This window comes from Paraburkholderia sp. MM5384-R2 (genome assembly GCF_014201025.1).
Classification (GTDB): domain Bacteria; phylum Pseudomonadota; class Gammaproteobacteria; order Burkholderiales; family Burkholderiaceae; genus Paraburkholderia; species Paraburkholderia tuberum.
Genome location: NZ_JACHDI010000003.1, coordinates 398,305 through 413,071, shown reverse-complemented (window position 1 = coordinate 413,071; position 14,767 = coordinate 398,305). Strand labels below are relative to the sequence as shown.

13 protein-coding genes are annotated in these 14,767 nt (G+C 66.5%); 3 read left to right on the top strand and 10 right to left on the bottom strand.

The genetic code is table 11. The annotated features are described in order from the left end of the window. Positions 1-89: 89 nt before the first annotated feature. The 10 genes from kdpE to HDG37_RS07910 all read right to left on the bottom strand — a co-directional run bounded on the left by kdpE (position 90) and on the right by HDG37_RS07910 (position 11,105). Positions 90-788, bottom strand: coding sequence for a two-component system response regulator KdpE (gene kdpE / locus HDG37_RS07955; protein WP_184045875.1), 699 nt, complete (start codon positions 786-788; stop codon positions 90-92). Next, the gene (locus HDG37_RS07950) at positions 781-3,669 is read right to left on the bottom strand and encodes a DUF4118 domain-containing protein (protein WP_184045873.1); all 2,889 of its coding nucleotides are present in this window, start codon (positions 3,667-3,669) and stop codon (positions 781-783) included. Before HDG37_RS07950 ends, kdpE begins: the two co-directional genes overlap by 8 nt. Before the next feature lie 152 nt (positions 3,670-3,821). Then, positions 3,822-4,400, bottom strand: coding sequence for a potassium-transporting ATPase subunit KdpC (gene kdpC / locus HDG37_RS07945; RefSeq protein WP_184045871.1), 579 nt, complete (start codon positions 4,398-4,400; stop codon positions 3,822-3,824). A 39-nt stretch (positions 4,401-4,439) separates the two neighbouring features. Continuing rightward, positions 4,440-6,551, bottom strand: a complete 2,112-nt coding sequence (kdpB, locus tag HDG37_RS07940; protein ID WP_184045869.1) for a potassium-transporting ATPase subunit KdpB — start codon at positions 6,549-6,551, stop codon at positions 4,440-4,442. A gap of 91 nt (positions 6,552-6,642) precedes the next feature. Then, positions 6,643-8,448 (bottom strand): potassium-transporting ATPase subunit KdpA, encoded by a 1,806-nt coding sequence (gene kdpA, locus HDG37_RS07935; protein ID WP_184045867.1) that lies wholly within the window; start codon positions 8,446-8,448, stop codon positions 6,643-6,645. Further along, a complete protein-coding gene (gene kdpF / locus HDG37_RS07930) occupies positions 8,445-8,537 on the bottom strand; it encodes a K(+)-transporting ATPase subunit F (protein WP_013088901.1) in 93 nt (30 codons plus the stop codon). The genes kdpA and kdpF overlap by 4 nt, the downstream gene beginning before the upstream one ends. Next, a complete protein-coding gene (locus HDG37_RS07925; protein ID WP_184045865.1) occupies positions 8,537-8,647 on the bottom strand; it encodes a potassium ABC transporter ATPase in 111 nt (36 codons plus the stop codon). Before HDG37_RS07925 ends, kdpF begins: the two co-directional genes overlap by 1 nt. Before the next feature lie 181 nt (positions 8,648-8,828). Further along, the gene (locus HDG37_RS07920) at positions 8,829-9,803 is read right to left on the bottom strand and encodes a quinone oxidoreductase (protein ID WP_184045863.1); all 975 of its coding nucleotides are present in this window, start codon (positions 9,801-9,803) and stop codon (positions 8,829-8,831) included. Positions 9,804-9,849: 46 nt separating this feature from the next. Next, positions 9,850-10,239 carry a methylglyoxal synthase gene (locus HDG37_RS07915; RefSeq protein ID WP_013088898.1) on the bottom strand — a complete coding sequence of 130 codons (390 nt, stop codon included), beginning with the start codon at positions 10,237-10,239 and terminating at the stop codon, positions 9,850-9,852. Between the two features lie 86 nt (positions 10,240-10,325). Then, the gene (locus tag HDG37_RS07910) at positions 10,326-11,105 is read right to left on the bottom strand and encodes an SDR family oxidoreductase (protein ID WP_090803723.1); all 780 of its coding nucleotides are present in this window, start codon (positions 11,103-11,105) and stop codon (positions 10,326-10,328) included. 214 nt (positions 11,106-11,319) lie between these two features. Here HDG37_RS07910 and upp point away from each other — a divergent pair, with 214 nt between their 5' ends. From upp to purD, 3 genes are all read left to right on the top strand, one after another. Then, entirely contained in the window at positions 11,320-11,970 is a 651-nt protein-coding gene (gene upp, locus HDG37_RS07905; RefSeq protein WP_062126416.1) for a uracil phosphoribosyltransferase, read from the top strand. 595 nt (positions 11,971-12,565) lie between these two features. Next, a complete protein-coding gene (locus HDG37_RS07900) occupies positions 12,566-13,294 on the top strand; it encodes a YebC/PmpR family DNA-binding transcriptional regulator (RefSeq protein WP_018419973.1) in 729 nt (242 codons plus the stop codon). A 104-nt stretch (positions 13,295-13,398) separates the two neighbouring features. Further along, entirely contained in the window at positions 13,399-14,682 is a 1,284-nt protein-coding gene (gene purD, locus HDG37_RS07895) for a phosphoribosylamine--glycine ligase (RefSeq protein WP_184045861.1), read from the top strand. Positions 14,683-14,767: the final 85 nt, after the last annotated feature.

Below are 14,767 nucleotides of genomic sequence, written 5' to 3'. Positions count from 1 at the left end.
TGAAAAATGGGGCCGTCCCCGATGATTGATGCAGGCGCAAGGTCGTCCTTACGTCGGGAGATTATAACGAAGCGGCATCTCGGACGAATTCACAACGCGCCCACCAGCCGGTACCCGACGCCGGTCTCCGTGACGATATGCTCAGGCTGCGCCGGATCGCGCTCGAGCTTGCCGCGCAGATGCGCCATGTAGATGCGCAGATAGTGATGACTCTCGACGTGCGACGGCCCCCACACGTCGCGCAGCAACTGCCGGTGCGTGAGCACGCGGCCCGCATGGCGCACGAGCGTCGCGAGCAGCCGGTATTCGATCGGCGTCAGATGGACCGCGGCGCCGTCACGCGTAACCTGGCGCAGCGCAAGGTCGACGGTGACCGCACCGAAACGCACCTGCGGCGATTCGTTCGCGCCGCCGTGATTGCGCCGCCGCAGATGCGCGCGGATCCGCGCAAGCAACTCGGACACGCCGAACGGCTTGGTCAGGTAATCGTCGGCGCCGGCGTCGAGCGCGGCGACCTTTTCGCTTTCCTGAGTACGCGCCGACAGCACGATCACCGGCAGCTCGCTCCAGCCGCGCAGCTCGCGGATCACGTCGAGGCCGTCGGTGTCGGGCAGGCCCAGATCGACGATCACGAGATCGGGCTTGCGCGTCGCTGCTTCGACGAGCCCCTGCTTGCCGGTCTCGGCGTCGTACACGGCGATGCCCTCGCCTTCGAGCGCCGTGCGCACGAAGCGGCGAATCTGCTTCTCGTCTTCGATCAGAACGACGGTGATGCTCAGGTCACTCATGGGCGGGGCGGGTGAGCGGGTTGAGGTCGGCGGCGGTGTCGGTGGCTGCGCCTTCGTCTTCGAGCGTATCAAACGTCTCGGGTGCGTCGGGCGGCGTCTTGACCGGCAGCGTGAACCAGAAGCGCGCGCCCTCGACGTGGCCATCCGCGGCCAGCCGGTTGAGCGCGCCGATTGTACCGCCGTGCGCCTCGACGATCGCGCGGCAGATCGCGAGCCCAAGGCCGATGCCTGGTTTCGCCGACTCCTTCTCGCCGCGCGTGAACTTCTCGAACACGCGCGCTTCCATGCCGGCGGGCAGGCCGGGGCCGTTGTCGTCGATCGTGATGCGCACGAACGGCGTGCCGTCCGCGTCGATCTGCTGCGCGCCGATCGCGAGCGGCGTGCCGGACGCCGTGTATTTGGCCGCGTTCTCGAACAGGTTCGAGAACAAGCGCTCCATCAACACCGCGTCGAGATGCAGCAGCGGCAGATCGGCGGGCAGCGTAACCCGCACCGGATGATCCGCGAGCACACGCTTGCACGCTCGCAGCGCGGCGCCGACGGTCTCCTCGAGCAGCGTCCATTGCTGGTTCAGTTGCAGGCTGCCGGCCTGCAAGCGCGCCATGTCGAGCAGATTCGTGACGATGCCGGTCATGCGCAGCGCTTCCTCGTGGATTGCGTCGACGAGTTCGTCGTCACGCCGCGCGGCGGCTTGCGCGTCGGTCCGCAAAGAAGCATTCGCCTCGCCTTCTGTCCGCCCCTGTCCCGCCTGCCGCCCCTGTGCGAGCATCGACGAAAACCCGACGATCGTCGTCAGCGGCGTGCGCAGATCGTGCGAAATCGCCGACAGCAGCGAATTGCGCAGCCGCTCCGACTCCATGTTGACGAGCGCATCGCGCGCGATATCGACGTAGTGCACCCGTTCGAGCGCGAGCGCGATCTGTGCGGCGAACGCATCGAGCATGCGGCGCTGTTCGGGCACGGTCAGCTCGCGCTCGTCATGCACGACCACCGCGAGCACGCCGCGCGTGCGCATCGGCGCCTTCAGCGGCAGATACAGCGCCGCGGCGGCCGGCAGCGTATCGGTGCCGTGGCCGGCCGGCTTCTGCTGATCGTAGACCCACTGGCCGACGTCGAGATCGAGCGCATCGCCTTCGAGCGTGATCGCCGCGTCGGGGTCCTCGATCTTCTGTTTGATCTGGTCGGCGCTGTCGGGCAGCAGGATCGCGACACGCGCGCCGAACACCTCGCTCACGTGCCGGGTGCCGATGCCGACGATCTGCTCGGTCGCGAGCGCCGCGGCGAGCTCGCGCGCCATCTCGTACATCGCGCCGGTGCGCTGCTCGCGGCGTCGCGCGACGCTCGCCTCGTGGCGCAGGCTCGAAGTCAGATGGCTGATCACGAGCGAGGTCAGCAGCATGCCGAAGAACGTCAGCAGGTATTGCGTGTCGGAGACCGACAGCGACATGCGCGGCGGCACGAAGAAGAAATCGAACGCGGCGACGCTCGCGAACGACAGCACGACACCCGGCCCGCGCCCGAGCTTCACCGCGGTGAAGATCACGCCGAGCAGATACAGCATCACGAGGTTGGTCAGATCGATGCGGTCGATCAACTGGCTCGACAGCAACGTGATCGCCGCGCCGATCGCGAGCGCGTACGCGTACGCGCGCGGCGGCGAGCGACGCTCGCGGGCCGCGCTCAACGCCTCGCGCCACGCGTTCGCGGTCGTGTTCAACAGCCGCCGCTGCTCGCCGCCGTCGCGCTCCGACGATACGCGAATCAGCGTGAGATCGAGATCGCCGCTCTTCTCGGCGATGCGCTCGCCCAGCGGCCGGCGCAGCCAGCGGCTCGCGCCCGTGCGCGACGATGCGCCCGCCACCAGCTTCGATACGTTGCGCGCCTGCGCGTAACCGATCAACGCGTCGAGCGCATCGGTGGCGGCGAGCGTCGCGGTTTCGGCGCCGAGTTCGGCGGCGAGCTTCAGCGCGTTCAGCGTGCGTTCGCGGCGGGCGTCGGGCAGGCGCTGCAACGCGGGCGTTTCGACATAGACCGCGAGCCAGTCGGCCTTCAGGCTCGCGGCGAGGCGCGCCGCCGAGCGCACCAGCGCCGGCGCTTCGGGACCAGGACCGACACACACCAGCAGCCGCTCGCGCGCCTGCCAGATACGCTGGATCGAACGATCGGCGCGGTACTCGCGCATCTGCGCGTCGACCCGATCGGCGGTGCGGCGCAGCGCGAGCTCGCGCAGCGCGATCAGGTTGCCCTTGCGAAAGAAGTTGCGCACCGCGCGCTCGGCCTGCTGCGCCATGTAGACCTTGCCGTCGCGCATACGGTCGAGCAGTTCCTCGGCCGGCAGATCGACGAGCGTGACTTCGTCGGCATGGTCGAACACGCGATCGGGCACGGTCTCCCACACCCGGATGCCGGTGATCTGGCCGACCACGTCGTTCAGGCTCTCCAGGTGCTGCACGTTGACGGTCGTATAAACGTCGATGCCCGCGTCGAGCAGTTCGTAGACGTCCTGCCAGCGCTTCAGATGACGCGCGCCCTGCAGGTTCGAATGCGCGAGTTCGTCGACGAGGATCAGTTGCGGCTTGCGCGCGAGCGCGGCGTCGAGATCGAACTCGCCGAGCTTGCGGCCGCGATACTCGATCTGCGCGAGCGGCAGCACGTCGAGCCCCGCGAGTAACGCGGCGGTTTCGCTGCGTCCATGCGTTTCGGCGATGCCGACCAGCACGTCGACACCTTCTTGCTGGCGGCGGCTCGCGGCCTGCAGCATCGCATAGGTCTTGCCGACGCCGGCCGACGCGCCGAAGAAAACCTTCAGCCGGCCGCGCTGGCGTTTTTCTTCGTCGCGCTGCAGCTTGTCGAGCAGTTCGTCAGGATCGGGGCGGTTCATGCTCAGTAGTTATCATAGTCGTGCGAGCGGCGGTGTCTGCATGGTGGCACGGCCCGCGCCGGCCCGCAAATGGCGGCGCGGCGCCACGCGAAACGCCGCTGTTTCATCGATGAACCGCAATTGCGGCTGGTGCGTCGTCGATGCGATCAGTGTCAGCCGCGCTTCATTTCATCGAGCGCGAGATTGAGCTTCAGCACATTCACGCGCGGCTCGCCGAGCACGCCGAACTGGCGCCCCGTCGTGTAGCGCTCGACGAGCGCCTGCACGTCGTTCGGCGCGAGGTGACGGGCCTGCGCGACCCGCTCGAGCTGATACGCGGCCGCGGCCGGACTGATCTCCGGATCGAGCCCGCTGCCCGACGACGTGACCAGATCGACCGGCACCGGCTTCGACATGTCGGTGCCCGCCGCCTTCAGCGCCGCGAGACGGCCCTTGATCTCGTCGAGCAGCGCCGGGTTGTTCGGCCCGAGGTTCGAGCCCCCCGAGCTCTGCGGGTTGTACGGCATCGGGCTCGTTGCCGACAGCCGGCCCCAGAAGTACTGGGGCGCGTCGAATTGCTGGCCGATCAGCTGTGAGCCGACCACCTTGCCGTTCTGCTCGATGAGGCTGCCGTTGGCCTGTTCGTGGAACGCCGCCTGGCCGAACGCGGTCATCACGGCGGGATATGCGAGTCCTGTGATCGCGGCCAGCACCGCGAAGATCACGATCAGCGGACGGAACAGATTTTTCATGATGGGTCTCTTTCCCTTTTCATCACATGGTCACTGCGCTCAAACCCAGCCGAACGCGACGAGCACCATATCGATCAGCTTGATGCCGATGAACGGCACGATGATCCCGCCAAGGCCATAGATCAGCAGATTGCGGCGCAGCAGGATCGCAGCGCCTAGCGCGCGATAGCGCACGCCCTTCAGCGCCAGCGGAATCAGCAGCACGATGATCAGCGCGTTGAAGATCACCGCCGACATGATTGCCGAGGTTGGCGTCGCGAGATGCATCACGTTCAGCGCGTTCAACGCCGGATACGTCGACGCGAACGCGGCCGGGATGATCGCGAAGTACTTGGCGAGGTCGTTGGCGATCGAGAATGTGGTCAACGACCCGCGCGTCATCAACATCTGCTTGCCGATCTCGACGATCTCGATCAGCTTGGTCGGATTCGAATCGAGGTCGACCATATTGCCGGCCTCTTTCGCCGCCTGCGTGCCGGTGTTCATCGCGACCGCGACGTCGGCCTGCGCGAGCGCGGGCGCGTCGTTGGTGCCGTCGCCGGTCATCGCGACCAGACGCCCTTCGGCCTGATGCGCGCGAATCGTCGCGAGCTTCGTTTCGGGTGTCGCCTCGGCAAGGAAGTCGTCGACGCCCGCTTCGGCCGCGATCGCGGCGGCGGTCAGGCGGTTGTCGCCCGTCACCATCACGGTCTTGATGCCCATCTTGCGCAGCTCGGCGAAGCGCTCCTTGATACCGCCCTTCACGACGTCCTTCAACTCGATCACGCCGAGCACGCGCGCGCCCTGCTCGCCTTTCTCGGCGACCACCAGCGGTGTGCTGCCGCGTCGCGCGACATCGGCGACCGCGTTGCTGACTTCGTTCGGGAAACGGCCGCCGTTCGCTTCGACATAGTGCTTGACCGCATCGGCCGCGCCCTTGCGGATTTCACGGCCATGAGTCCCGTAGGGAGTCCCTTGCGGAGACAGATCGACGCCGCTCATGCGGGTCTGCGCCGTGAACGCGAGAAACACCGCATGCAGCGAGGCCATATCGCGCTGACGGATATTGAAGCGCTGCTTCGCGAGCACGACGATGCTGCGGCCTTCCGGCGTTTCGTCGGCGAGCGACGACAGCTGCGCGGCATCGGCAAGCGCCTCTTCGGTCAGACCCGGCGCCGGCAGAAACTGCGACGCCTGGCGGTTGCCGAGCGTGATCGTGCCGGTCTTGTCGAGCAGCAGCACGTCGACGTCGCCGGCCGCTTCGACGGCACGGCCCGAGGTCGCGATCACGTTCGCCTGCATCATGCGGCTCATCCCGGCCACGCCGATCGCCGACAACAGGCCGCCGATCGTCGTCGGGATCAGACACACGAGCAGCGCGGCGAGCGCGGTGATCGTCACCACGTGGCCCGCTTTCGCGGCTTCGACGGAGAACATCGAGAACGGCAGCAGCGTCGCGGTGGCGAGCAGCATCACGATGGTCAGCGCGACGAGCAGGATGGTGAGCGCGATTTCGTTCGGCGTCTTCTGACGCTTCGCGCCTTCGACCATCGCGATCATGCGGTCGAGGAACGCCTCGCCCGGGTTGGCCGTGACGCGCACGACGATCCAGTCCGAAAGCACCCGCGTGCCGCCCGTCACCGACGAAAAGTCGCCGCCCGACTCGCGGATCACCGGCGCCGATTCACCGGTGATCGCCGATTCGTCGACCGAAGCGACGCCCTCGATCACTTCGCCGTCGGCCGGGATCACGTCGCCGGTCTCGACCAGCACGACGTCGCCACGGCGCAGATCGGTCGCGGTCGTGATGCGGATCGGCGACTTCGGATGCGGCTCGTTGAGCTTCTTCGCCATCACGTCTCTCTTCGCGCTGCGCAGCGACGCGGCCTGCGCTTTCGAGCGGCCTTCGGCGAGCGCCTCCGCGAAGTTCGCGAACAGCACCGTGAACCACAGCCATAGCGTGACCGCGAGGATGAAGCCCGCGGGCGCCTCGGCCTGACCGCCGAGCGCGGCGATCCACAGAATGGTCGTCAGAATGCTGCCGACGTACACGCAGAACATCACCGGATTGCGAAACTGCGTGCGCGGCGTGAGCTTTTTAAAGGAGTCCACGATCGCCGGGCGCAGCAGCGCCGGGTCGAACATGGACCGGGTAGCGTTATGTTCAGTCATTGAATCCTCGAATGTCCGTGGGCGCTGGCAGGCTTGCGGCGTGCAAGCGCCTGTTCGGTCGTTGGCTCGCGGCCTGGGTCACTGCCGTGGGTCACTGCACGCCGATCATCATCAGATGCTCGACGCCGGGACCGAGCGCGAGCGCCGGGACGTAGGTCAGCGCGCCGACCAGCAGCACCGTGCCGAGCAGCAGCACGACGAACAGCGGTCCGTGCGTCGGCAGCGTGCCGCCGGTGACGGCGATGCGCTTCTTCGCGGCGAGCGAACCGGCGATCGCGAGCACCGGCACGATCGTGCCGAAGCGGCCGAACCACATCGCGATCGCGGTGAGCCAGTTGTAGAACGGCGTATTCACCGTGAGACCCGCGAACGCGCTACCGTTGTTGTTCGCCGCCGAGCTGAACGCATAGAGGATCTCGGAGAAGCCGTGTGCGCCGGGGTTTGCGATGCCGGCCTTGCCCGCCGCGCTGAGCACCGCGATCGAGGTGCCCACCAGCACGAGCAGCGGCGTGAGCAGCACGACGATCGACACCATCTTCATCTCGTAGGCCTCGATCTTCTTGCCGACATATTCAGGAGTACGCCCGATCATCAGTCCCGCGACGAACACCGCGAGCAGCGCGAACACGAGCATCCCGTACATGCCGGAACCGACACCGCCGAAGATCACTTCGCCGAGCTGGATCAGCAGCATCGGATACAGGCCGCCGAGCGGCGTCAACGAATCGTGCATGTTGTCGACCGCGCCGCACGAAGCCGCCGTCGTCGCGACCGTGAAGATGCCCGACTGCGCGATGCCGAAGCGCGTTTCCTTGCCCTCCGCATTGCCGCCCGCCTGCAGCGCGTTCGCCGACTGGTCGACGTTGAGCGCCGTGAACGCGGGATTGCCGCCCTGCTCGGCGCTGATCTCGCCGAACACGCAAACGCCGAACGCGATCGTCATCGCCGCGAGCACCGCGACGCCCTGCCGCCGGTCGCCGATCACGCGGCCGAACACGAGCGCGAGCGCCGCCGGGATGATCAGGATCGAGATGATCTGCACGAAGTTCGAGAACGGCGTCGGGTTTTCGTACGGATGCGCGGAGTTGCCGTTGAAGAAGCCGCCGCCGTTGGTGCCGAGCATCTTGATCGCTTCCTGCGACGCGACCGGGCCCATCGCGATGGTCTGCGTCTTCACGGGCGTGTCGAGCATCACCGGATCGCCCTTCGCGTCCTTCACCGGCTTGCCTTGCGCGTCGAGCTTCGGCGCGGCGTAGGTGGTGGTCTGCAGCGTCGGCACCTCCTGATATGCCTTGAAGTTCTGGATCACGCCCTGACTCATCAGCAGTGCGGCGATGATCGCCGCCATCGGCAGCAGGACGTACATCGTCACGCGCGTGATGTCGACCCAGAAGTTGCCGATCGTCTGCGCGGTATGACGCGCGAAGCCGCGCATCAACGCGAACACGACGACGATGCCGGTCGCCGCCGACAGGAAGTTCTGCACGGTCATGCCGAGCATCTGCGTCAGATAACCGACGGTCTGCTCGGGCGTGTAGTCCTGCCAGTTGGTGTTGGTCACGAAGCTGACCGCGGTGTTGAACGCGCTGTCGACCGACATTGCGCCGAACTGCTGCGGATTGCCGGGCAGCCACCCTTGCACGCGCAGCAGCACGTACAGGAACGCCGCGCCGAGCACGTTGAACGCGAGCGTGGCGACCGCGTAGTGCCTCCAGCCCATTTCCGCCGCTGGATCGACGCCCGCGATACGGTAAAGCAGCCGTTCGAGCGGCGCGCCGAAGCGCACCACGCGCGAACTGCCGTCCATCACGGCGCCGAGATAGCTCGCCATCGGCACCGCCGCGGCCAGTAGCACGACAATGAAAAGACTCGCCTGCAGGACATCGTTCGTGTTCATTCAATGTCCTCCGCGCGCAGCAGCGCATACACGAGATATACGAACAGCAGCGCGGTGGACGCGCCGGCCAGCCACAGCATCCAGGTCATCAGCGCGCTCCTTGTCCGCGGCGCAACTGGATCAGCTTCTCGCAGCCGCCAATCAGCCCAAAGGTCAGCAAGGCAAACAGCGCCAGGCCCCCGACATACAGCAGATCCATTCTCGTTCTCCATTCACGGACTTTGGATGGATAGAACGGTATGCCGATCGGCCTAAAGGGCTGGTCAAAGATCGCGGGGTGCGCGTAAAAATCGCGTAAACGGACAAGGCCGTTTCATCTCGCGATGAAACGGCCCTGATGGATGACGTGCAGCGCAGCCCGAGGCCGCGCTGCCACTTCTTTATGGCAGCAGGATCGTCGACCCCGTCGTGCGGCGCCCTTCGAGGTCCGCATGTGCCTGCCCGACGTCCGGCAGCGCATAGCGCTGATTGATGCTGGTCTTGACCTTGCCCGAGCTCAGCACGTCGAACAGCTCGGCCGACATCGCCTCGTAGTCGCTGCGTTTCGCCATATAGGTGAAGAGCGTCGGTCGTGTAAAGAACAGCGAGCCGCGTCCCGCGAACTCCGACGAATCGATCGGCGGCAGCGGACCCGACGCGTTGCCGAAGCTCACGAACAGGCCGAGCGGCGCGAGACAGTCGAGCGACTTTTCGAAGGTGTCCTTGCCGATCGAATCGTAGACGACCGGCACGCCCGCGCCGTTGGTGATCTCGCGTACGCGCTTCGTGAAGTTCTCGCGCGTATAGACGATCGCGTGATCGCAGCCGTGCGCTTTCGCGATCTTGGCTTTCTCGTCGGAACCGACCGTGCCGATCACCGTCGCGCCGAGCGCCTTCGCCCACTGGCACACGAGCAGGCCGACGCCGCCCGCTGCGGCCTGAATGAGGATCGTGTCACCGGCCTTCACGCGATACGTGCGGCGCAGCAGATATTGCGCAGTCAAGCCTTGCAGCATCACCGACGCGGCCTGCTCGTCGCTGATCGCATCGGGCAGCTTGACGACCTGCGCGGCCTGCAGCACGCGCTCCTGCGCATACGCGCCGGGCGGCCGCGCGACGTACGCGACGCGATCGCCGACCTTCAGACCGGTCACGCCCGAGCCCACCGCGCTGACCTCGCCGGCCGCTTCCATGCCGAGCCCGCCCGGCAGCGGCAGCGGATACAGACCGGTGCGGAAATACACGTCGATGTAATTGAGGCCGACCGCCGTCTGGCGAATGCGGATCTCGCCCGCGCCGGGCTCGCCCACCTCGACGTCGACCCATTTCATGACTTCGGGGCCGCCGGTTTTGTCGAAACGGATTGCCTTGACCATCACGTCTCCTTCATCTGTATGGATGTGGGTGCGGCGACGCGCGCGCTCACGCCTCGCCGGACAGGCGCAGCGTCAGCACGTCGAGCACCATGCGGGCGGTCGAAATGTTCGTCGCGCACGGAATGTTGTGCACGTCGCACGCGCGCACTAGCGCGTTGATGTCCGGCTCGTGCGGCTGCGGCGTCATCGGGTCGCGCAGGAAAATCACCATGTCGACGCGCCCTTCGGCGAGTTGCGCGCCGATCTGCAGGTCGCCGCCGTGCGGGCCCGACAGCATGCGCTCGACCGTCAGGCCGTGCGCGTCGCTGATGCGTCCGCCGGTCGTGCCGGTTGCGACGATCTCGCAGCGCGCGAGCGTGTCGACGTATTCGCCGGCCAGTTTGACGATGTCGTCCTTCTTGTGATCGTGCGCGATCAGCGCAATGCGGGTGCTCATGACGTAAGACTCCTCAAACCCTTGTGACTATCGTTGTTGTGATGTGACGGGTGTCGTTCGCGCGCGGCGGCTCGGTACGTGCCTGCTCAGTACGTACCGGGATAGGCGCCGCCGTCGATCAACCAGTTCTGCCCGGTGATGTAACCCGCGTGCGTGCTGCACAGGAACGCGCAGGCGCGGCCGAATTCTTCGCGATTACCGAAGCGGCCGGCGGGGATCGTCTTCATGCGCTGCTTGCGCGCTTCGTCGATCGAAATGTTGTGCGTCTTCGCCTGCGCCTCGAACGTGACCGCGATACGGTCCGTGTCGAACAGGCCCGGCAGCAGGTTGTTGATCGTCACGCCGGTCGGCGCGACCTTGCGCGCGAGCCCCGCGACGAAACCGGTCAGGCCGGAGCGCGCGCCGTTCGACAGACCGAGCACGTCGATCGGCGCCTTCACCGCCGAACTCGTGATGTTGACGATGCGCCCGAAGCCGCGCGCGCTCATCGTGTCGATGGTCTGACGGATCAGCTCGATCGGCGTCAGCATGTTGGCTTCGAGCGCGCGGATCCAGTCCTCGTGCGTGAAGTTGCGGAAATCGCCCGGCGGCGGACCGCCCGCGTTGTTGACGAGAATGTCCGGCTGCGGGCAGGCCGCGAGCGCGGCCGCGCGCCCCTCAGGCGTGGTGATGTCGCATGCGACGGTCTTCACCTCGACACCGCTCTGCTTGCGGATCGCCTCGGCGGTCGCTTCGAGCGTTTCGGCGGTGCGCGCGACGATCGTCAGGTCGACGCCCTCGGCGGCGAGCGCTTCCGCGCAGCCGCGTCCCAGACCTTTGCTCGCCGCGCAAACCAGCGCGCGGCGTCCTGCAATTCCCATGTCCATGTGTATGCCCTCTTGGAAGTTTCCCCAGATTCTAGAAGAATCGGTGCCGGACTGTGCCGCGTCGCTGCAATCTCAGGTATCGCCGGGCGGTACTCTTTCGGTAAACTTGCGCGGTAGCGCGCTTTTCCACCGTTCGTCCGACCTTCGAGCGCGGACTGAGCCAACGGATGAGCGCGCCGAACCGATCCACCTTGCCGCCGCGCGCGAGCCCGCCATGACCCAGGACAGCCGTTTCCCCAACCTCTTCATCCTCGATCACCCGCTGATCCAGCACAAGCTGTCGCACATGCGCGACCGGGACACGTCGACGCGCACGTTCCGCGAACTGCTGCGCGAAATCACGCTGCTGATGGGCTACGAAATCACCCGCAACCTGCCCATGACCACGCGCCGCATCACCACGCCGCTCGTCGAGATCGACGCGCCGGTGATCGCCGGCAAGAAGCTCGCGATCGTGCCGGTGCTGCGCGCGGGCGTCGGCATGTCGGACGGCCTGCTCGAGCTGGTGCCGTCGGCGCGCGTCGGCCATATCGGCGTGTATCGCGCGGAGGATCATCGGCCGGTCGAATACCTGGTGCGGCTGCCGGACCTCGAAGACCGCGTGTTCATCCTCTGCGATCCGATGGTCGCGACCGGCTACTCGGCCGTGCACGCGGTCGATGTGCTCAAGCGCCGCAACGTGGCGGCCGAGAACATCATGTTCCTCGCGCTCGTCGCCGCGCCCGAGGGCGTGCAGGTGTTCCAGGACGCGCACCCGGACGTCAAGCTGTTCGTCGCGTCGCTCGATTCGCATCTGAACGAGCATGCGTACATCGTGCCGGGCCTGGGCGACGCGGGCGACCGGTTGTTCGGTACGAAGAACTGACGCACCGGGGGCCAGCGGGGGTGGCCTGGCGATGCCGCCGCCCCGGAACCGGCCCCGCTTTCGCCCGCATCCGGCCCTCCCGGCGACACATCCGCGCCGGCTCCATTCATTTTCGCGTCGATTTCATTGCATTTGCGGCCGGTTTCGCGGCGCGGCCCCCTCTGCCGCACCCTCGCGGCATGATAAAATTCGCATCCGCTCGACGCAGCGGCTCGACCCGCACGATCACTCGCACCACCGCCTGCAATTTCGACTGGCGCCCCGCGCTTTCGCATCAGGTCATGCGGCGCCTGGCCGCGCAAGCTGCCCCGCTCCGCCGCGCTGCCCCCCTGCGGCTCCGCCTGGCCGGCCGGTCATGCACGAACCGGCACGAACGCCACCGGCGGGCAAGCGCGGAACGACGCGCGGGAACGGCCAGGCCGAGATCGGCGGCACAGGTGGCCGCCTCGACGGGCCAACACGAGCGACAGGCACGAGCGGCCGGCAGCCTTTCACCTGACGGATTGACATCGAGGCGCAACACGCGAGGCGCCCGACATCGCAACGACAATTGCACTATGCGTGCGCCCCGCTGGCGCGCGCGACGGAGAAAAGTATGGCGGGTCATTCGAAATGGGCCAACATCAAGCATAAGAAAGCAGCGGCCGATGCCAAGCGCGGCAAGGTCTGGACGCGGCTCATCAAGGAAATCCAGGTTGCGGCCCGTCTGGGCGGCGGCGAAATCGACTCGAACCCGCGTCTGCGGCTCGCGGTCGACAAGGCGTACGACGCCAACATGCCGAAAGACAACATCAACCGCGCGATCCAGCGCGGTGTCGGCGGCGCGGACGGCGCGAACTACGAGGAAATCCGCTACGAAGGCTATGGCATCGGCGGCGCGGCGGTGATCGTCGACACGATGACCGACAACCGCACCCGCACGGTCGCGGAAGTGCGTCACGCGTTCTCGAAGAACGGCGGCAACATGGGCACCGACGGCTCGGTGTCGTTCATGTTCGATCACGTCGGCCAGTTCCTGTTCGCTCCCGGCACCGCCGAAGACGCGCTGATGGAAGCCGCGCTCGAAGCGGGCGCCGACGACGTCGTGACGAACGAGGACGGCAGTATCGAAGTGCTGTGCCCGCCGAACGATTTTTCGAAAGTGAAGGCGGCACTCGAAACGGCGGGCTTCAAGGCCGAACTGGCCGAAGTCACGATGAAGCCGCAGACCGAAGTCGAATTCACCGGCGACGATGCCGTGAAAATGCAGAAGCTGCTCGACGCGCTGGAAAATCTGGACGACGTGCAGGAAGTCTATACAAACGCGTCGATCGCCGGCGAGTGATGGCGCGCCGGGCTCTGGCATCGTTTGCCCTTGCTGTTGATGGTTTATTGCACGGCTGAGCACACCGCTCGGCCGTTTATGGTTTTCAAGTCTCGGGGATTCACATGAAGTTACTCGTCGTCGGTTCCGGCGGTCGCGAACATGCGCTCGCATGGAAGCTCGCGCAATCGCCGCGGGTCCAGCTCGTCTACGTCGCGCCGGGCAACGGCGGCACCGCTCAGGATGAGCGTCTGCTCAACCTCGACCTCACCGAGCCGGCCGCGCTCGCGGATTTCGTCGAACAAGAACAGATCGCGTTCACGCTGGTCGGTCCGGAAGCGCCGCTCGCGGCAGGCATCGTCAACCTGTTCCGCTCGCGCGGTCTGAAGATCTTCGGGCCGACCAAAGAGGCCGCCCAGCTCGAAAGCTCGAAAGATTTCGCCAAAGCGTTCATGAAGCGCCACGGCATCCCGACGGCCGAGTACGAAACCTTCGCCGACGTCGCCGCCGCGCACGCGTATCTGGACGCCAAGGGCGCGCCGATCGTGATCAAGGCCGACGGCCTCGCCGCCGGCAAGGGCGTGGTGGTCGCGCAAACGCTGGAAGAAGCGCACGCCGCGGTCGACATGATGCTGTCGGACAACAAGCTCGGCGACGCCGGCGCGCGCGTCGTGATCGAGGAGTTCCTCGCCGGCGAGGAAGCGAGCTTCATCGTGATGGTGGACGGCAAGCATGTGCTCGCGCTCGCGTCGAGCCAGGATCACAAGCGTCTGCTCGACGGCGACCAGGGCCCGAACACGGGCGGCATGGGCGCCTACTCGCCCGCGCCGATCGTCACGCCGCAGCTGCATGCGCGCGTGATGCGCGAAATCATCCTGCCGACCGTGCGCGGCATGGAGAAGGAAGGCATCCGCTACACCGGCTTCCTGTACGCGGGCCTGATGATCGACGCGCAAGGCAACCCGAAGACGCTCGAATTCAACTGCCGGATGGGCGACCCCGAAACGCAGCCGATCATGGCGCGTCTGAAAGGCGACTATTCGAAGGTGGTGGAACACGCGATCGCCGGCACGCTCGACACCGTCGAACTCGAATGGGACCGCCGCACCGCGCTCGGCGTCGTGCTCGCCGCGCACAACTACCCGGACACGCCGAGGAAGGGCGACCGCATCAACGGCATTCCCGCCGAAACCGCGGATTCGGTCACGTTCCACGCCGGCACCACGCTGACGGACGGCAAGCTGACCACCTCGGGCGGGCGCGTGCTGTGCGTCGTCGGTCTCGCGGATTCGGTGCGCACCGCGCAGGCGGCCGCGTACCACACGATCAACCAGATCGCGTTCGACGGCATGCAGTACCGCCGCGACATCGGCTATCGCGCGCTCAACCGCAAGCACGACGGCAAGTAAGCTTCGCTAGCGCTGGACGCCGTGCGGGCAGCGCACTGCCGGCGCCACTGGCGCCGCAGTGCCGGCACGTTACACGACGCGCGCT